Raw genomic sequence first — 18,395 nt, 5'->3', positions numbered from 1 at the left:
CGCAGCCGCCCGCCGCTCCCACAGGGGGCGCGGCGGGCGGCTCCAGAGGTGTCCGAGCGGGGCTCAGCCCTGACGGGCCAGGTCCGCGGCGCCGACCAGCCCGGCCTTGCCGCCGAGCTGTGCGGCCAGCACCTGGGCGTGCGGCCGCCAGGCTCCGCCGATCAGCCAGCGCTTGAAGGACTTGCGGATCGGGTCGAGGACGAGGTCCCCCTCGTCGGAGACGCCGCCGCCGACGATGAACGCCGACGGGTCGAAGAGGGAGGCCAGGTCGGCCAGGCCGGCACCGGCCCAGCGGGCCAGTTCACGGAAGGAGTCGACGGCGACCGGGTCGCCCTGGCGGGCGGCCTCGCTGATGTGCTTGCCCTCGATGCCGTCGGGGGTGCCGTCGCCCAGGCCCAGCAGGACGGTCGCGTTCTCGGGGGTGGCGTTGGCGCGCTGCTTGGCGTAGCGGACGAGCGCGCGGCCGGAGGCGTACTGCTCCCAGCAGCCCTGGCTGCCGCAGCCGCACAGCAGGCCGTCGGGGACGACCCGGATGTGCCCGAACTCGGCGGCGACGCCGAAGCGGCCGCGGCGCAGCTTGTTGCCCATGATGATGCCGCCGCCGAGCCCCGTGCCGAGGGTGATGCAGATGACGTCCTCGTGGCCTTGGCCGGCGCCGAAGCGGTACTCGCCCCAGGCGGCGCAGTTCGCGTCGTTCTCGACGACGACCGGAAGGCCGATGCGCTGTTCGACCTTGTCCTTGAGCGGCTCGTGCCGCCAGTTGATGTTCGGCGCGAAGAGGACGGTCGCGCGCTTGTCGTCCACGTATCCGGCGGCGCCGATGCCGACGGCCTCGATGGTGTGGTTGCTGCTGACCTCGGAGACGGCGAGGCAGATCGCCTCCGTCACGCCGTCCGCGGTCGGCGGGGTGGGCACCTTGTACGTCTCAAGGATGGTGCCCTCTTCGTCGACCACGCCGGCCGCGATCTTGGTGCCGCCGATGTCGACGCCGATGGTGAGTCCCATTAGTCCCTCGGTTTCCGGTCAAGCCCCGCCACGGCCAACCGTACCCGAGGCGGACGGAGTCTCAGTCGAGATCGATCCGCTGGGCCGGGCCCTCCTCGGGCCCTCCGTCGTCGCCGTCGGTGTGCTTGCGGGGGGCCGGGGGCTCGTCGCGGACCCAGCGGCGTTCGTGGCTTTCGACGGCCGAGCGGTAGGCGGCGAGCAGCTCCGATCCGGCGGCCGCGAGGTGGCCGAAGACCTCCGGGTTGCGCTCGATGACGGGCTTGGCGGCGCTCTTGGCCTGGTTGACGAACTGGCGTACGGCGCCTTGGGCGGCCGCGGCGAGTTCCGGGTTGTTGAGGGCGGAGACCTTGTCGGCGACGGCGCCGAAGAGCTTGAACAGCTCCTCGGCGGCGGTGCCGGTGGCCGCGCCCGCCCCGGCGTCCCGGCGCTCGCGCTCCGCCCGGCGGCGCTCCTGTTCGGCGGCGAGGTCCTCGGCGCAGGCCTTCGCCCAGGCGTCGTCGTCGGTGGGGCGGTCGGTGGCCTCGCTCATGGCGGACTCTCCTGCGGCGGCTGCGAAAGGGGCTACTTCCGACGGTACCCGAACGGGGGTACGTGCCCGCGTACGCCTCTCAGCGCGCGCGGGGCCACAGCTGCGGGTCGGGGGTGAAGCGGACGCGGAGCACCCCGTCGGTGAGGGCGGCGCCGGAGACGGTGCAGCGGCGCAGCGCGGAGGGGAGGGAAACGGTCCTGCGGTAGGGGCCCACCGCGAGGAGCAGCTCGTCGCCACGCCGGATCAGGTCGAGCTCGCTCTTGCGGGCGCGGGGCAGGGGGACGGCCCAGACGAGCACCCCGTCCTCGGCGAGCCGGTCCTCGACGGGCCAGCCGGGGCGGGCGGCGGGGGCCTGGGCGGTGGCGGGGGCGATGCCGTCGGCGGTGGCGAGCTCGTCGGGGCCCTCGGGGTCGCGGCCGAGGTGGGCCAGCGGGACGACGGGGAGCTCCCGCTCCCACCGCGTGAGGTGTTCGGACTGCCGGGCGGCGAGACCGGCCAGCCAGGGGTCGGCGGAGTGCTGCGGGACGAGCCGGTTGGCCACCAGGTCGTGGACGGGCAGCTGGTACAGGGCGAGGCCGAGCAGGCCGGTGCGCAGGGCGGTGTCGGCGGCGGGTCCGGGCTCGGCGACGAGGCGGACGCGGGTGGTGGGGGCCTCGACGACGGCCTGGACGGCGGCGAGCTCCTCGTCCCAGCGGGCGGCGGTCTCGTAGAGCCACTGGGCGGGCATGGGGACGCCGGCGAGCTGGGCGAGTACGGGGCGCAGGGCGCGGGCCGCCTGGCGTTCGGCGGGCAGCAGGCGGGCGAGGTAGCGGCGCAGTTGGGCGGGGAGGGCGAGGGTGGTCAGGGCCTGGTGCAGCGGGGGCATGTCCACGACGACGAGGTCGGTGCCGGGTGCGGCGGCGGCGCGGCGCAGGCCGCGCAGGAGGGCGAACTGTTCGGCGCCGGGAAGCTCGGTGAGTTCCTCTGCGCCGAGGGGGCTGCCGCCGAGCATGCCGAGGAGGGTGGCGCCGCGCTCCTGGAGGGCGGCGAGCTCGGTGCGGAACTCCTCGCCGGAGTCGATGCGGGCCAGGCGGAGCCGCTCGGGGGCGGGGGCGCCCGCCCAGGGGTCGTCGGCGCACAGCAGGAGCACGCGCTGCCCGGCGCGGGCCGCGGCGAGGGCGGTGGCGGCGGCGACGGTGGTGCGGCCTGAGCCTCCGGGGCCGGTGACGAGCAGGGTGTGCGGCATGCGGTGCTCCGGGTGGTAGATCATCCTCCCCCGCACGCTACGCCGCCGGGTGCCGGTACCGGAGCCTGGGTCCTGCCCGCACCGCCGCCCACGGTGCAGGCCCGCCCCGCCGACCGGGCCCACGGGGGCACCGCCGGCGCACCGCCGCCGCCGGGCCGCGGCGATGGCCCGGCAGGCCGGTACCGGTGAGCCGGTCCCATCGCCTGTGGCCGGTCCCAACAGGCCCGCGGACCAGTGCCGACAGGCCCCTGGGCCGATGCCGGCAGACCCGTGAGCCGGTACCCGCAGGCCCGTGGGCCAGTGCCGACGGGCCGATGCCGGCAGGCCCGGGGGCCGGTGCCGACAGGCCTATGCCAGCCGGCCCGGGGGCCGATGCCCGCAGGCCCGGGGCCGATGCCCGCAGACTCGTTGGCTAGTCCCCGCAGACCCGGGGGCTGGTGCCGACAGGCCGACGGGCCGGTACCCGCAGACCCGTGAGCCGGTACCCGCAGGCCCGTGGGCCAGTGCCGGCGGGCCGGCGGGCCGGGGGGCCGATGCTGGCAGGCCGGGGGGCGCTGGGCGGCCTTCGGGCGGAGCTGAGGCCGTGCGGGCGTCGCGCGCGGCTCCGTCCGGGGGCCGCCGGACGGGGGCGGCGCTGCGGCGTCGGCGGCGGGTCAGGAGGAGGTCGACTCGACCCGCTTCTTCAGGCCCGCCAGCGCGCGGTCGATGATGACCTTCTCCGCCTTGCGCTTGATCATGCCGAGCATCGGGATCTTGACGTCGACGGTCAGCTGGTAGGTGACCTCCGTGCGACGGCCCCCGTCCAGCGGGGCGAGGCGGTAGGAGCCGTCCAGCTGCCGCAGCATCTGGGACTTGTGCAGGGTCCAGCTGACCTCGTCCTGGCCCTTCCAGCTGTAGGACAGCGTGTGGTCGTCCTTGATCGCGCCGGCGTCCAGGAGCAGCCGCACCTTCTCGGCGCGGCCCTCGGCGTCGGTGGACAGCACCTCGGCCTCCTTCACCTCGCCCGTCCACTCCGGGTAGCGGGCGAAGTCGGCGATGACGGCCATGACCGCGGCCGGCGAGGCCTCGATCGTGATGCTAGAGCTGGTGTGTTCCGCCATCGCGGTCGCTCCTCCGGGGGAGAGTGTTCGGCAAGGGTGCGGGGGCCTCCCGCCGCGTGAAGGCTACCGCGCGTGTGGGGGCCGACACTGCGGGGCCCCGGCCCGGCGGCGCGCGGTCACCACTCCAGGGCCCACGGCCGTCCCGTCGCCGCGAAGTGGCCGACGTTCACGCACTCCGTGCCGCCGATCCGCATCCGCCGCGCCAGCGGCTGGTGGACGTGGCCGAAGAGGGCGTAGCGCGGCCGGGTGCGGCGGATCGCGGCCAACAGGGCGCTGCTGCCGCGCTCGAAGCGGCGCGCGACCGTGTCGTAGCAGAGTTCGGGGACCTCCGGCGGGATGTGGGAGCACAGGACGTCGACCTCGCCGAGGGCTTCGACCTTCGCGGCGTACTCGTCCTCGTCCACCTCGTAGGGGGTGCGCATCGGTGACGGCAGGCCGCCGCCGACGAAGCCGAAGACGCGGCCGCCGATCTCCACGCGCTGTCCGTCGAGGACGGTGGTGCCCGGTCCGGCGTACTCCTGCCACAGGCCGGGCACGTCGACGTTGCCGTAGGTGGCGTACGTCGGGGTGGGGAAGGCCGCGAACATCTGGGCGTACTGGCGGCGGACGGCGTCCTCGATCATCCGGTCCCTGTCCAGCCCGTCCCAGAGCCGGCGGCCGAATTCGCGCGCTTCGGCGAAGCGGCGCGCCGTGCGCAGTTCGACGATCCGGTGGGCGTTCTCGACGCCGAAGAGGTCGGGGAAGATCCCGCGGGAGTGGTCCGCGTAGTCCAGGAAGAGGACCAGGTCACCGAGGCAGACGAGGGCGTCGGCGCCGTCGCCGGCCCGCGCGAGGGCCTCGGTGTTGCCGTGGACGTCGCTGACGACGTGGACCCGTGTACGCCTCTTGCTGCCACCCATGCGGCCACCCTAGGGGTGTCGTCGGCCGCCGGGTAGAGGGGGGCTCGCAGGCGGCCGGACCTGCGGTTACTTCCGAGTCCTGGAGGCGGTCGACTACTGTCGGCAGCGCTGTGGCGACGTACGCGATGCACGGCGAAGTCCAGAATGTGACGCACGGAACATCTGGCCGGTTCCCTCTATCGGGAACCCACTACCGGTGGGTAACGTCCGGTCGGTCCACACGGTGGCGATGGCGCCCAGAGGAGCAGCAGTCTTGCGCGAGTTCAGCCTTCCGGCCCTGTACGAGGTCCCGTCGGACGGGAACCTGACGGATCTCATCCGCCGCAACGCCGCCCAGCACCCAGACACCGCCGTCATGAGCCGCAAGGTCGACGGACAGTGGCGCGACGTGACCTCGACGGAGTTCCTCGCCGAGGTCCGGACCGCCGCCAAGGGCCTGATCGCGGCGGGCATCCAGCCCGGCGACCGGGTGGCGCTGATCTCCCGCACCCGCTACGAGTGGGTCCTGTTCGACTTCGCGATCTGGAGCGCGGGCGCGGTCACCGTGCCGGTGTACGAGACCAGCTCCCCGGAGCAGATCCAGTGGATCCTCGGGGACTCCGGCGCCGTCGCGGCCATCGTGGAGAGCCCGGGGCACAGCGCGAGCGTGGCGGCCCTGCGCGACCGGCTGCCGGAGCTGCGCGAGGTCTGGGAGATCGAGCAGGACGCGTTCGGCGCGCTGAAGGCCGCCGGCGCCGGCGTGCCGGACGCGGACGTGGACGCCCGCAGCTCGCTGGCGAACGCCGACGATCCGGCCACCATCGTCTACACCTCGGGCACCACCGGCCGCCCCAAGGGCTGCGTGCTGACCCACCGCAACTTCTTCGCCGAGTGCGGCAACGTCGTCGAGCGCCTGAAGCCGCTGTTCCGCACCGGCGAGTGCTCCGTGCTGCTGTTCCTCCCCGCCGCGCACGTCTTCGGCCGCCTGGTGGAGGTGGCCGCGGTCCTGGCGCCGATCCGGCTGGGCTGCGTGCCGGACATCAAGAACCTCACCGACGAGCTCCAGTCCTTCCGGCCCACGCTGATCCTCGGCGTGCCGCGCGTCTTCGAGAAGGTGTACAACTCGGCGCGCGCCAAGGCCCAGGCCGACGGCAAGGGCAGGATCTTCGACGCCGCCGCGGAGACGGCGATCGCGTACAGCCGGGCGCTGGACCTGCCCTCGGGTCCGTCCTTCGGCCTGAAGCTCAAGCACAGGATCTTCTCGAAGCTGGTCTACAGCAAGCTGCACGCCGTCCTCGGCGGCCGCGGCGAGTACGCGATCTCCGGCGGCGCCCCGCTGGGCGAGCGGCTCGGCCACTTCTTCCGCGGCATCGGCTTCACGGTGCTGGAGGGTTACGGCCTGACGGAGACCTGCGCGGCCACGGCGTTCCTGCCGTGGGACAAGCAGAAGATCGGCACGGTCGGCCAGCCGCTGCCGGGCTCGGTGCTGCGCATCGCCGACGACGGCGAGGTGCTGGTGCACGGCGAGCACGTCTTCAAGGAGTACTGGAAGAACGAGGCGGCCACCGCCGAGGCGATGTCCGACGGCTGGTTCCACACCGGTGACGTCGGCACCCTCGACGAGGACGGCTACCTGAAGATCACCGGCCGGAAGAAGGAGCTCATCGTCACGGCGGGCGGCAAGAACGTCGCCCCCGCCGTGATCGAGGACCGGATCCGGGCCCACGCGCTGGTCGCCGAGTGCATGGTGGTCGGCGACGGCAAGCCGTTCGTGGCGGCGCTGGTCACCATCGACGAGGAGTTCCTCGGCCGGTGGGCCGCGGAGAACGGCAAGCCGGCCGGGTCGACGGCGGCGGACCTGCGCGAGGACGCGGACCTGATGGCCGCCGTCCAGAAGGCCGTGGACGACGGCAACGCGGCGGTCTCCAAGGCGGAGTCGGTGCGGAAGTTCCGCATCCTGCCCTCGCAGTTCACGGAGGAGTCGGGCCACATCACGCCGTCGCTGAAGCTCAAGCGCAATGTGGTGGCGAAGGACTTCGCGGACGAGATCGAGGCCCTGTACCGCTCCTGACGCGGGCACCCCCTAACGCGGGTCCTCGGCCAGGATCCGCTCCATGTTCCGCTCGGCGAGGGCCGTGATCGTCACGAACGGGTTCACGCCGAGCGAGCCGGGGACGAGCGAGCCGTCGGTGACGTAGAGCCCCCGGTAGCCCTTGACCCGGCCGTAACCGTCGGTGGCTTCGCCGAGGACGCAGCCGCCGAGCGGGTGGTAGGTGAAGGTGTCGGCGAAGGCCTTGTTGTCGCCGAACAGGTCGTAGCGGTACATGGTGAAGTTCCTGAGGTTGATGCGGTCGAAGAGGTTCTTGGCCGCCGCCACCGAGGGGGCGTTCTGGTCCCGGGTCCACTGGAGCCGCGCCGAGTCGGTGGCGGCGTCGTAGGTGAAGTGGCCGCGCTCCGGGTTCCGGGTGATGGCCAGGTACATCGAGATCCAGTGCTCGATGCCCATGGGGAGCGGGGCGATCTCCGCGAAGACCGGGTTGGCCGCGTTGTCCCAGTCGTCGATGCCGAGGGCGGGCATGGTGGCCTGGTTGGCGCCGACCGTGTCCCAGAGGTGGTTGGCGCGGGCGGTCATGACGTTGCCGTTGGTGCCCCAGTTCTGCCCGACCCGGTCGCTCAGGGCGGGGAGGGCGCCGGTCTCGCGGGCGCGCAGCAGGATCTCGGTGGTGCCGAGGCTGCCGGCGCCGAGGAAGAGCCGGTCGCAGCCGAGTTCGCGGACCTGGGTGACCTTGCCGGTGGTGTCGCTGGTCCGCACGGTGAGGACGTAGCCGCCGGCGGGGTCCGGGCGGACGGCGACCACGCGCTGCATGGTCTCGATGGTGACGTTGCCGGTGCCGAGGGCGGCCGCGAGGTACGTCTTGTCGACGCTCTTCTTGCCGTGGTTGTTGCCGTAGATGACCTCTCCGGCGAGCGCGGACCGGGGGGCCGTGCCGGCCGCTTCGCGCTGCATGTACCCGAAGTCGTAGACGTTGGGCACGAAGGTGGTCTTCAGGCCGGTGTTCTGGGCGTGCTTGCGGGAGACCCGGGCGAAGCGGTACCACTCGGTGGACTCGAACCAGTCGGGGTCGACGGAGTTGACGCCGAGCATGGCGCGGGCGCGGGGGTAGTAGGTGCCGTACATCTCGTCGGCGTCGACCTGGGGCAGCACCTCGGAGAAGTAGGAGCGGCGGGGCGTGGGTGCCATGCCGCCGTTGACGAGCGATCCGCCGCCGACGCCGCGGCCGACGTAGACGGACATGTCGCCGTAGTTCACCCGGTCGAGGACGCCGGGATAGGGGCTGATGTCGCGGTTGACGACGTCCAGCCAGAGGAAGGTGGCGAGGGGGGCCTCCGTGCGGGTGCGGTACCACATGGAGCGCTGGTCGGGGGCGCTGGTGGAGGGGAACACCTTGCCGTCGGGGCCGGGGGTGTCCCACAGCCTCCCCATTTCGAGGACGACGGTGCGGACGCCGGCCTGCCCGAGCCGGAGCGCGGCGACGGCGGAGCCGTAGCCGGACCCGACGACGATGGCGGGGGCGTAGCGGGCGGCGGGCGGGTCCTCGGCGGCGGTGGCGGTGGTCAGGCCGATGCGGGTGAGACCGAGGGCGGCGGCGGTGTGGAGCGCGGCGAGGCCGAGTTGACGCCGTGTCAGTTCGGGTGTCATGGCGGCATGATGAGCGGATTCCGCCGAAGCGGCCAGACGGCGGGGTGCCACGCATCTGAGTGACAGTCAGCCGTGTCGCTCCGCCGGTGCGGGCCCCCGGCCCGTGGTGCTACAGGAGTTCGCGGAGGCGGTCGGCCAGCAGGTCCCAGCGCCACTTCTCCTCGACCCAGGCCCGGCCCGCCGCGCCCATGCGCGCCCGCAGGGCGGGGTCCTGGAGGAGGGGGACGATACGGTCCGCCGCCGCGGCGGGATCACCGCCGGGGACCACCCACCCCGTCTCCCCCGGCAGCACCGCGTCCGGCGCGCCGCCCGAGTCCCCGGCGACCACCGGCAGGCCGGTCGCCGAGGCCTCCAGGTAGACGATGCCGAGGCCCTCCACGTCCAGCCCGCCCCGCCGGGTCCGGCAGGGCATCGCGAAGACGTCCCCCGCCCCGTAGTGGGCCGGCAGCTCCGACCAGGGGACAGCACCGGTGAAGACCACCGCGTCCGCGACCCCCTTGGCGCCGGCCAGCGCCCGCAGGTCCGCCTCGTAGGGGCCGCCGCCCACGATCAGCAGCACGGCGTCCGGCACCTGCGCCCGGATCCTCGGCATCGCCTCGATGAGGGTGTCCTGGCCCTTGCGCGGCACCAGCCGCGAGACGCACACGACGACCGGCCGGTCGCTGAGCCCGAGCCGGGCGCGGACCTCGGCGCCGCCGGAGCCGGGGTGGAAGGTCTTCTCGTCGACGCCGGGCGGCAGTTGCACCATCCGCGCCGCCGCCGGCGCGGTCAGCGCCGAGGCGATCCGCGAGCGGGTGTACTCGCCGAGGTAGGTGAGGGTGTCCGTACCCTCGCCGATCCGCCGGAGCAGCTGCCGCGCGGCCGGCAGCTGCGCCCAGCCCGCCTCGTGGCCGTGGGTGGTGGCGACCAGCCGGCGCGCGCCCGCCCGGCGCAGGGCGGGGCCCATCAGGCCGAGCGGGGCGGCCGCCCCGAACCACACCGACTCGCAGCCGTGTTCGCGCAGCAGGGACACCGCCCGCCGGGTCACGCGGGGCGTCGGCAGCAGCATCGTGGTGCGGTCGCGTACGACGGTGAAGGGCTGTTCGGCGTCGAAGGCGGCGGTGGCCGCGCGGCCTTCGGCGCTGTGCTTCCAGGTGGAGGCGTAGACGACGACCCGCTCGGGGTCGAGCCGCAGGGCCATGTTGTGCAGGAAGGCCTGGATGCCGCCCGGGCGCGGCGGGAAGTCGTTGGTCACGATCAGCGTCTTGTGCATCCCCGCCAACGTACCGGACGGCCGGGGGGCGCCCGCACAGCGGCGCCGCCCGCCCCGGGGGCCGGCCCCGGCCTCGGGGGGCGGACGGGACCTTGACGACAGGGCTTAGGGCCTGTCGTCACACTCCCGTCGTCGCCCGCAGGGCGGCCCCGCGGCGTCATGGGGGTCCCCCTGGTCGAGCGAAGTCGAGAGCTTGGGGGAGCGCGCTCTCGGTGCGCCGGGCGGAAGCCCGCGTACTGGACGTACTCGGCTTTCGCCCGGTGCGGCGAGTGGGGGCACCCCCTGCTCGAAGAGCTCGGGGGAGCGTGCCAGGCGTCGCGGGGCAGACGGGAGTGTGACGACAGGCCCTAGGCCAGCTCCTCGCGCAGTGCCTGCTGCCAGGCCTTCGTCAGAGCGGCCGGGTCCGTGCCCAGGGCCTGGTCGAGGGCGGTGGGCAGGGGTTCGCGGCCGGCGAGTTCGTAGAGGCGGACCAGGGCCGCGTCCCCCCAGCGCGCGGCGATGAGCCGGCAGGCCAGCCAGGCGCCTTCGTAGGCCCGGGCCGTGGCGTCCTGGTCGCCGCCGAAGGCGAAGGCCTCGTCCGCCGGGAGGGCGGCGGGCAGGTCGCCGAGCCGGACGGCCCGCGCGAGGGTGGGCGCGGCCTGGGCCGGGGCCGGGGGGTCCTGCCGGTAGGCGGCCCAGTCCGCGAAGCCCTCGGAGAGCCACTGCGGGGTGCGGGCGGTGGTGGCGGTGCGGGTGGCGACGTGGGTGGTCTCGTGGGTGAGGACGATCTGCCGGCCGGCCCGGGACAGCTGCGCGTACCCCTCCGGGTTGACGACCACCCGGTCCGCCGGAGCGGGGCCGCCGCCGGTGGCGCCCGTGGTGACGGCCCCCAGTCCGCGGTAGGTGTCGGCGGGCCGGCCCAGCAGGGCCGCCATCGCGTCGAGGGTGCCGGGGACCAGGACCACCACCCGGCCCGCCCACGGCCGGGGCCAGGCGGCGCTCACCGCGGGGACGGCCCGGTCCGCCTCGGCGGCGATCCCCGACAGGGTCTCCCGGCTCTGGCCGGCCCCGAGGACGAGGCAGTGGGCGCCCCGTACGACGGCGACCGGGCCCGGCTGGTCCCACAGTTGCCGGGGTGCCCCCGGGGAGGGCGATTCGGCGGCGACCCGCCAGGTCGTACGGCTGCCGTCGCGGGTGAGCACCAGCTCGCGGGCCGACCCGGCGGGGGCGCTGTCGTAGCCGGCGAGCCGGTAGCGCAGTTCGGCGTGCGCGAAGGCCCGTGCGCCCTCCTGCCGGACCGAGGTGACCTCGTAGGACCAGCCCTCCAGCGGGATCCCGGAGAGCCGCTGCGGCGGGGCGGCCGCCCAGTCGGCGACGGCCCGGCGTACGGCCGCGTCGACGGGCGGGGCGGGCGCCGAGCACCCGGCGACGGCCGCGAGCGCGCAGGGGGCCGCCGCGAGCAGGCGTACGAGGGCACGGCGGGCGGGATCCATCCGCCGATCGTACGCAGACGGCTCCTCAGGGCCGGGTGACCGAGGACACCGGCATCATCCCGACGGGGTCGTAGCGGACCCGGGCGCCGGGGTAGGGGGCGTGGATCACCTGGCCGTTGCCGACGTACATGCCGACGTGGCTGGCGTCCGAACGGTACGTGACCAGGTCCCCCGGCTGGGCCTGCGAGAGCGGCACCCGCCGGCCGGCGTACCGCTGGGCCTGCGAGGTGCGCGGCAGGGAGACCCCCGCCTGCCGGTACGACCACACCATCAGCCCCGAGCAGTCGAAGCCGGAGGGGCCGGTGGAGCCCCACACGTACGGCTTGCCGACCGCGGCCCGGGCGGCCATCACGGCGGCCATGGCACGGCCCGAGGCGTGGCCGCCGCCGGCGGGCAGGCCGGGCAGGTCCGGGAGGGCGTCGGCGCGGCCGCCGGAGCGGGAGGCCCGCTCGAAGTCGGCGCGCTCCTCGGAGGGCATCTCGTCGAGGAGCCTGCGGGCGGCGGCGAGCTTCGCGGTGACGGCCCGCTTCTGGGTGGCGACCTCGGTGCGCAGGGCCTCCAGTTCGGCCAGTTTGCGGGAGGCGTCCTGGCGCTGCCGGCCGATCCGCCGCTGTTCCTCGCGCAGTTCGGCGAGCTGCCGGGCCTGGCGGCCGCTCAGCCGGTCGAGGACGGCGGCCTTGTCGAGGTAGGCGCCGGGGTCCTCGGACAGCATCAGCTCGACGGTGGGGTCGAGGCCGCCGGAGCGGTACTGGGCGCCGGCGAAGGTGCCGAGGACGCCGCGCATGGTGTTGATCCGGTCCTGGGCGCGGGCGACGGCGTCCTGGGCGCGGGCGATCTCGGCGCGCAGCGCGTCGGCCTTCTCCCCGGCCCGGTTGAACTTCTCGGTGGCCTGCTCGGCCTCCTCGAAGAGCTGGTCGACCTGGGCGCGGGAGCTCTTGGCGGGATCCTGCGGGAGGCCTGGGGCGGCACTGGCGGGTGCGCCCGTCATGGCCACGGCGGCGGTGGCCGCGGCGGCGGTGAGGACGGTGACCCTGGCGTTCCGGTCGAGGCCGCCGCTCCCGGGCCGGCGATGGGACCCCACGTGGCACCGCTCCCTTCCGCTGCGCGGGCCCGGGTCCGCCCCCGAGGACGGCCGTGTGCCGGGTTCCGCGCTGGCAGACAGTAGTCGCGCGGCCACGCACCGGCCAACGACCGCCGGGGGCCCGGTACACCGGCGCCCCGCCTCTGACACAGGTCAGGGGCGGGGCGCGGGGTCAGTGCGGGTCCGCGCAATTCGCCCGGATGGGCGGTGTACGGCGCGTCCCGGGGACGGGGTCCGGGTCAGCCGACGCGGACGCCGAACTGGAAGGGCATGTTGCTCATGGCCTCGTAGCGGACGCCACCGGTCGGGTTGGAGGCGTGGAAGACCTGGCCGTTGCCCGCGTAGAGGCCGACGTGGTGCAGGTCGCTGTAGAAGAAGACGAGGTCGCCGGGCTGGAGCTCGCTGCGGCCGATGCGGGTGCCGTCGTTGACCTGGGTGTAGGTGGTGCGGCTGATGCTGACGCCGGCCTGGGCGTAGGCCCACTGGGTCAGGCCCGAGCAGTCCCAGGAGTTGGGGCCGGTGTCGCCCATGTGGTACGCGTCGCCCTCCTGGGTGATGGCGGCGGCGAGGGCGGCTCCGGCCCGTCCCGAGCCCTTGGCGGCGCCGGGCTTGGCGGCCGTCCCGCCGCCGGCGGCCTTCGCGGAGGCGGCGCCGTCCTGGGCCGCGTCGCTCTTCAGCCGGTTGCGCTCTTCGGCGGTCAGGGAGTTGAGGAGGGCCTGGGCGTCGGCGAGCTTGCTCTGGGCGGCGGCCTTGTTGTCGGCGAGCTCCTTGCGGACGGCGGCCAGGTCGTTGAGCTTGGCGGTGGCGTCCGCGCGCTGCTGTGCGAGTTCCCGCTGCTTGGCCTGGATCCTGGATATCGCCTCGACCTGCCGGCCGCTCAGCTGCTGGAGGGTGGAGGAGTTGTCGAGGTACTTCTGCGGGTCGCCGGAGAGCAGCAGTTCCACGGACGGGTCGATGCCGCCGCCGCGGTACTGGGCCGTGGCCATCGAACCGAGCGTGTTGCGCAGGTCGTTGAGGTCGGCCTGGCCGCGGGCCACCTGGTCCTGGAGGTAGCCGATCTCCTTCTCCAGCTTGTCCTGGCGGTCCTTGGCCGCGTCGAACTTCTCGGTGGCCTGCTCGGCCTCCTCGTAGAGGCCGTCGACCTTGGTCTTGACCTCGTCCTTGTTCGGCTTGTCCGGCGCGGGTGCGGCCAGGGCCGACTGGGAGGAGAGGGCGACGGCCGCGGTGGCGAGGGCGGTGAGGACGCTCACGCGGGTGCGGGTCGGCGGCTTGGGTCGACGGTGGGACGCCACGGACGCGAGCTCCTTCGGCAGCACACCTCCGTCGACACTCCGAATGAGTGACCTACCGAACGAAGGTTTGAGCAGACCCTAGTGACCCGTCCGTGATCACTTCAAATCCCGGAACGTAAAAATCCGCCCGCCTTCCGGCTTCTTTACCCGGGGCCCACGCTGCGTGTCGCCCCCTTGACGGTACGTCTTCTCCACGCACCGTCAATCCGGGCATCCCACACAGTGGTTACATCGGACGCACAAGCCGCCAAGCGCTACGAAACACGCGCGAGCCGCTTGAGCAGCAGCGCCGACGCCACCGGCCGGGCGCCCGCCTTCGCCACCCCGTCGGCCACCTCGCGGTCGGTGGAGACCACCACCACCGGACGGCCCGGCGGCTCCGCACGCACCAGCTGGCGGATCAACTCGTCCGCCGTGACCCCCGCCTTGGAGAACAGCACCCGCACCCCGCGCGGCGGCGCGAGCAGCACCGGCGCCGCCAGCTCCGCCCCGTCGAAGACGCACGTCATCTCGGCCCCGGTCTGCGCGGCCAGCATCGACAGCCCGCCCAGCAGCCGCAGCCGCTGCTTCTCCAGCGGCATCGTCGGATAGCCGGTCTTCGTCACGTTGTAGCCGTCGACCACCAGATGCGCCTGGGGCAGCGCCAACAGCTGGTCCAGCAGCGCCGGATCGGTCTCCGACAGGGCCCGTGCCGCGATGTCCTTCGGGGTCATCCGGCCCGGCTCCACGGCGTCCACGGTGTCCGCGGGACGCGTCGACACCGGCGGCAGCGCCAGCTCGCGGCGCAGCCCCGCCGCCGCGTCGAGCACGGTGTCCAGCAGCAGCCGCAGCCGCATGTCCTCGACGCTGCGTCCCTCGCGGGTGGCCCGGCGCGCCGTCTCCAGCGCGGACTCCGCCTCCGCCAGCCGGGACTTCAGCCGCCGGGACTCGCTCTCGGCGGCGGCCACCTGCGCGGCCGCCTCACCGCGGATCCCGTCGATCTCCGCACCGAGCTTGCGCAGGGCCGCCTCACCCCGCTTGACGTCGCTCAGGGCGCTGCGCAGCTTGCGCTGAAGCGATTCCGCTTCCTTGCGGGCGGCGTCCAGCTCGGCCCGCACCTGCTCACCACCGCTGCGCTGGGACTCGCGCAGCTGGGCCAGTTCCCCGCGGAGCCGCTCCAGCTCGCGCCGGGTCTCGTCGTCCACCCGCTCGGCGTCGGCGCGCTGCGCCTCCTCGCCCGCGGCGGCCACCAGCTTGACCCACCCGGCGGGACGCAGCACGTACGCGGCGGCCGCCACGTCCAGGGGGTCCGCGGCGGCCGGCGGGGCACCCGACTCCAGTGCCCCTGCCAGTTCGGGCTGCGCCTCGCGCACCTTCTCCGCGACCCGGCTGCGGAAGACCCCGTCGCTCTCCACGGCCGCGGCCATGGCGTTGCCGGCGAACTTGGCGCGCCGGGTCGGGGTGAACCGGGCGTACTGGCGCAGCTGCGCCGGGAGGTCTGCGACCGTCAGGCCGCCGAAGGCGTCCGAGACGAGCGAGACGACCCGGCGCCGCACGCCTTCCGGCAGCGGGCGGTCGAGGACCTCCGCGGCGTCGCGGGCGCCGTCGGCCGGCCCGTCGCCGCTTGCTGGCTCCACAATCCGTCACCCCTACCGTGATCTCCTGTGGGCCCGGCTCCCTCAGGAGTCGGTGCCCGGCCTGTCGACGAGCTCGATCTGGTCCACCGCGTTGCACCAGCGGCAGCGGACCGACTCGATGGTCTCACTGACCACCTCGCGCTCCTCGACCTTGGGCTCCCCGGCGAGGTCGAGGTGGACGTACTCGACCACCTTCGACGATCGGGTGACATCGAACCGCGTGAGGTTGCCGCACAGGGTGCAGCGCCACCGGGTGGTGTCGGTCGGCAGGGGAACCGTCGTCATCAGGCCGCTCTCTCCTTCGTAACTCATTCAATTAAAGCCTTCCGCGGCGGTCGGCGGACCGCAGCACGTAACCCTACGGCCTGGCACCACCCTCAGGGGGGTCCGCCTGCGTCATGCTCTGTCGCATGATCGTAAAGTGGCGGGCCGTGCGCGAGGCCGCCCGGGGCCCCGTGGTCACGTACGCGCTGATCGCCGGCTGCTGCGTGGCGTTCCTGACGAGCCCGGCCTCCGGCCTGAACCCGTCCTTCGGGACGGGCGAGCGGCTGCTGGCGACGGGTACGGCCTACTTCCGGCACTGGGGCGTGGTCCCCGACGAACTGTTCTCGGGCGCCGCGCGCCCGCTGCTGACCCCGCTGACGGCGCTCTTCGTCCACGGCAGCTGGCTGCACCTGCTCGGGAACATGCTCTTCCTCTACGTCTTCGGCGCCATGACGGAGGAGCGGATGGGGCGGCCGGCGTTCTTCGTCTTCTACCTCTGCACCGGCTACGTGGCCCTGGCGGCCTACGCGGCGGCGAACGCCTCCTCGGACCAGACCCTGGTCGGGGCGTCCGGCGCGATCTCGGCGGCGCTGGGCGCCTTCCTGTGCCTGTTCCCCCGGGCACGGGTGACGTCCCTGTTCCCCTTCCTGCTCTTCCTGCCGCTGCGGTTCCCGGCGTGGATCGTGCTGCTGTTCTGGTTCGGGCTCCAGTGGCTGGCCGCGCACCGCGCGGGGAGCGGGCCGGGGGTGGCCTACCTCGCCCACGTCGTGGGCTTCTCCGTGGGGTTCTGCTACGCCTGGGCGCGTTATCGCCGTACGACTAGAGTGAGGCGACCAGTGACTGCCGGCGAGGGAGACAGCCAACCGTGATCACCGCGATCGTGCTCATCAAGACCAGCGTGGACCGGATCCCCGAGATCGCCGAGTCCATCGCCCAGCTGGACAGCGTCAGCGAGGTCTACTCCGTCACCGGTACGTACGACCTGATCGCACTGGTCCGTGTGGCCCGCCACGAGAACCTGGCGGACGTCATCCCCGGCCGCATCAGCAAGATCCCCGGCGTCGAGGCCACGGACACGCACGTCGCGTTCCGCACGTACTCCCAGCACGACCTGGAAGCCGCCTTCGCCATCGGCCTGGACGCGTAGGTCCGCTCCCCGTCCCGACTACACCGCCGGGACGCAGCGGCCGTCCTCGGTGCGGTACCGCCACTTCGCGCCGTCCGCGACGAGTTCCTTCACCGCGCGCAGGAAGCGGTCGACGTGCTCGTCCGGGGTCCCCGCCCCGAAGCTGACGCGGATCGCGTTCAGGGACCGCTCCCCCGGCGCCGCCTCCGGCGCCCCGCACTCGCCCTGGGCCTGCGGCTCGCTGCCCAGCAGCGTCCGCACCAGCGGGTGGGCGCAGAAGAGGCCGTCCCGCACCCCGATCCCGTACTCCGCGGACAGCGCCGCCGCGAAGTGCGAGCTGTTCCAGCCGTCGACCACGAACGAGATGACGCCGACGCGGGGGGCGTCGTCCCCGAACAGGGACAGCACCCGCACCGCCGGGACCTCGGCCAGGCCCTCGCGGACCTTCGCGATGAGGTGCCGCTCCCGGGCGACGAGGTGGTCGAACCCGGCCTCCTCCAGGGCCCGGCAGGCGGAGGCGATGGAGTAGACGCCGATCACGTTCGGGGAGCCGGCCTCGTGGCGGGCGGCGGTGGTGTGCCACTCGACGTCGACGCCGCCGTCCTCGCGGCGGGCCACCTTGCGGGAGGCGCCGCCCCCGGCGAGGTACGGGTCGGCCTCCTGGAGCCAGTCCGCGCGTCCGGCGAGCACGCCCGACCCGAAGGGCGCGTACAGCTTGTGCCCGGAGAAGGCGACCCAGTCCACGTCCAGCTCCCGCACCGAGACGGGGTGGTGGGGCGCCAGCTGGGCGGCGTCCAGCACGATCCGCGCGCCGTGCGCGTGCGCGGCGGCGGCGAGCTCCTTGACCGGCCACAGTTCACCGGTGACGTTGGAGGCGCCGGTCACGCAGACCAGGGCCGGCCCGTAGGGGTCGCGGTCGGCCAGTGCCCGCTCCAGGGTGGCGACGGCCTCGGACGGGGTGCGCGGGGCGTTGAGGTAGGTGACCCGCGCGTCGCCCCAGGGCAGCAGCGAGGCGTGGTGCTCGGTCTCGAAGACGAACACCTGGCAGTCGGCCGGGAGCACGGCCGCGAGCAGGTTGAGGGAGTCGGTGGTGGAGCGGGTGAAGACCACCTGGTCGGCGGGGCGGCAGTCGAGGAACGCGGCGACGGTGGCCCGGCTCTGCTCGAAGAGGTCGGTGGACAGCTGCGAGAGGTACCCGGCGCCGCGGTGGACGCTGCCGTAGTAGGGGGCGTACGCGGCGACGTCGTCCCAGACCCGCTGGAGCGCGGGGGCGCTGGCCGCGTAGTCCAGGGCCGCGTAGGCGACCTCACCGCCGGTGACGAGCGGGACGGTGACGTCCCGGCCGAGCACGGGCAGGGGCTCGGCACAGGCGGGGCCCTCGGCGGGGGCGGCGGCGGTGCGGGCGGTGGCGGTGGCGGCGTTCAGGGATGCGGACATGGCGGTATCTCCCGGCAGGCAGGGCGGAATGGCTTCGGTGTTGCCCGTACGCGGGTACGGCGGCACGCGGCGCGGAGCCGGCCGTCAGGGGGTACGGGAAGTGCCTCGGACGGGGTGCGGGTACGCGGAAGGGACCCTGTTCCGAGGGGTGAAGAAGGGGCGGAGACGCCCTATCGCATTCGCTTGCTCACGGAAAACGCTCCTCGAAAGACCAGGACCCCTGGTGTCGAGGGATCCGCGCTTGCCGTAGACCTCGCTGCCTACGGCCTGGTCATCACCCGGGGCACCCCGCCACGGAAGGAGGGTTGCCGGACAGCAAGCCGGGGCCAAAACGCTGTCACTCGTGACCTTGGAGAGCATCCTGCCACACGGACCGCCGAACACGGGACCCCGGTCCACGATGTGGGACCGGGGTCTC

At 73.9% G+C, this 18,395-nt stretch carries 16 protein-coding genes and 1 riboswitch; of the genes, 3 read left to right on the top strand and 13 right to left on the bottom strand.

Translation table 11 applies throughout. The annotated features are described in order from the left end of the window. Positions 1-63 precede the first annotated feature (63 nt). The 5 genes from WDV06_RS09465 to WDV06_RS09445 form a co-directional block, all read right to left on the bottom strand. The gene (locus WDV06_RS09465) at positions 64-1,005 is read right to left on the bottom strand and encodes an ROK family glucokinase (RefSeq protein WP_395509192.1); all 942 of its coding nucleotides are present in this window, start codon (positions 1,003-1,005) and stop codon (positions 64-66) included. A gap of 61 nt (positions 1,006-1,066) precedes the next feature. Then, positions 1,067-1,534: a DUF5304 domain-containing protein gene (locus WDV06_RS09460; protein ID WP_395509191.1), complete on the bottom strand. Its 468-nt coding sequence runs from the start codon at positions 1,532-1,534 to the stop codon at positions 1,067-1,069. Positions 1,535-1,613: 79 nt separating this feature from the next. After that, positions 1,614-2,783: an ArsA family ATPase gene (locus WDV06_RS09455; RefSeq protein WP_395509190.1), complete on the bottom strand. Its 1,170-nt coding sequence runs from the start codon at positions 2,781-2,783 to the stop codon at positions 1,614-1,616. Between the two features lie 629 nt (positions 2,784-3,412). Then, positions 3,413-3,859, bottom strand: a complete 447-nt coding sequence (locus WDV06_RS09450) for an SRPBCC family protein (protein WP_395509189.1) — start codon at positions 3,857-3,859, stop codon at positions 3,413-3,415. A gap of 116 nt (positions 3,860-3,975) precedes the next feature. Then, on the bottom strand, positions 3,976-4,758 hold the full coding sequence (locus WDV06_RS09445; protein ID WP_395509188.1) for a metallophosphoesterase family protein: 783 nt from the start codon (positions 4,756-4,758) through the stop codon (positions 3,976-3,978). Positions 4,759-5,011: 253 nt separating this feature from the next. On the opposite strand from WDV06_RS09445, the gene WDV06_RS09440 reads away from it, so the two are divergent. Beyond that, complete coding sequence (locus WDV06_RS09440) at positions 5,012-6,808, top strand: AMP-dependent synthetase/ligase (protein ID WP_395509187.1); 1,797 nt, start codon at positions 5,012-5,014, stop codon at positions 6,806-6,808. A gap of 12 nt (positions 6,809-6,820) precedes the next feature. Here WDV06_RS09440 and WDV06_RS09435 read toward each other — a convergent pair whose 3' ends face one another. The 7 genes from WDV06_RS09435 to WDV06_RS09405 all read right to left on the bottom strand — a co-directional run bounded on the left by WDV06_RS09435 (position 6,821) and on the right by WDV06_RS09405 (position 15,435). Continuing rightward, positions 6,821-8,437, bottom strand: coding sequence for a GMC oxidoreductase (locus WDV06_RS09435; protein WP_395509186.1), 1,617 nt, complete (start codon positions 8,435-8,437; stop codon positions 6,821-6,823). Positions 8,438-8,546: 109 nt separating this feature from the next. After that, positions 8,547-9,689: a glycosyltransferase family 4 protein gene (locus WDV06_RS09430; protein WP_395509185.1), complete on the bottom strand. Its 1,143-nt coding sequence runs from the start codon at positions 9,687-9,689 to the stop codon at positions 8,547-8,549. A 347-nt stretch (positions 9,690-10,036) separates the two neighbouring features. Continuing rightward, positions 10,037-11,161 carry a hypothetical protein gene (locus WDV06_RS09425; RefSeq protein WP_395509184.1) on the bottom strand — a complete coding sequence of 375 codons (1,125 nt, stop codon included), beginning with the start codon at positions 11,159-11,161 and terminating at the stop codon, positions 10,037-10,039. A 25-nt stretch (positions 11,162-11,186) separates the two neighbouring features. After that, positions 11,187-12,242, bottom strand: a complete 1,056-nt coding sequence (locus WDV06_RS09420; RefSeq protein ID WP_395509183.1) for a C40 family peptidase — start codon at positions 12,240-12,242, stop codon at positions 11,187-11,189. 239 nt (positions 12,243-12,481) lie between these two features. Next, complete coding sequence (locus tag WDV06_RS09415) at positions 12,482-13,534, bottom strand: C40 family peptidase (protein ID WP_395509182.1); 1,053 nt, start codon at positions 13,532-13,534, stop codon at positions 12,482-12,484. 254 nt (positions 13,535-13,788) lie between these two features. After that, the gene (locus WDV06_RS09410) at positions 13,789-15,153 is read right to left on the bottom strand and encodes an NYN domain-containing protein (protein WP_395509231.1); all 1,365 of its coding nucleotides are present in this window, start codon (positions 15,151-15,153) and stop codon (positions 13,789-13,791) included. 39 nt (positions 15,154-15,192) lie between these two features. Further along, on the bottom strand, positions 15,193-15,435 hold the full coding sequence (locus WDV06_RS09405; protein WP_042813634.1) for a hypothetical protein: 243 nt from the start codon (positions 15,433-15,435) through the stop codon (positions 15,193-15,195). Positions 15,436-15,560: 125 nt separating this feature from the next. Between WDV06_RS09405 and WDV06_RS09400 the strand changes: the two genes are divergently transcribed. Both WDV06_RS09400 and WDV06_RS09395 read left to right on the top strand, forming a co-directional pair. After that, positions 15,561-16,283: a rhomboid family intramembrane serine protease gene (locus WDV06_RS09400; RefSeq protein ID WP_395509181.1), complete on the top strand. Its 723-nt coding sequence runs from the start codon at positions 15,561-15,563 to the stop codon at positions 16,281-16,283. Beyond that, on the top strand, positions 16,280-16,561 hold the full coding sequence (locus WDV06_RS09395; RefSeq protein ID WP_344153804.1) for an Lrp/AsnC family transcriptional regulator: 282 nt from the start codon (positions 16,280-16,282) through the stop codon (positions 16,559-16,561). The genes WDV06_RS09400 and WDV06_RS09395 overlap by 4 nt, the downstream gene beginning before the upstream one ends. 18 nt (positions 16,562-16,579) lie before the next feature. Here the strand turns inward: WDV06_RS09395 and WDV06_RS09390 are convergent, their stop codons facing one another. Beyond that, the gene (locus WDV06_RS09390; RefSeq protein ID WP_395509180.1) at positions 16,580-17,977 is read right to left on the bottom strand and encodes an aminotransferase class V-fold PLP-dependent enzyme; all 1,398 of its coding nucleotides are present in this window, start codon (positions 17,975-17,977) and stop codon (positions 16,580-16,582) included. 232 nt (positions 17,978-18,209) lie between these two features. Next, a riboswitch (SAM riboswitch) is annotated at positions 18,210-18,326 on the bottom strand. Between the last annotated feature and the right edge of the window lie 69 nt (positions 18,327-18,395).

Source organism: Streptomyces racemochromogenes, assembly GCF_044129415.1.
In the GTDB taxonomy this organism is placed as follows: Bacteria; Actinomycetota; Actinomycetes; order Streptomycetales; family Streptomycetaceae; genus Streptomyces; species Streptomyces racemochromogenes_A.
The sequence above is the reverse complement of the archived record's forward strand: the minus strand, read 5'-3'. Positions and strand labels throughout refer to the sequence as shown.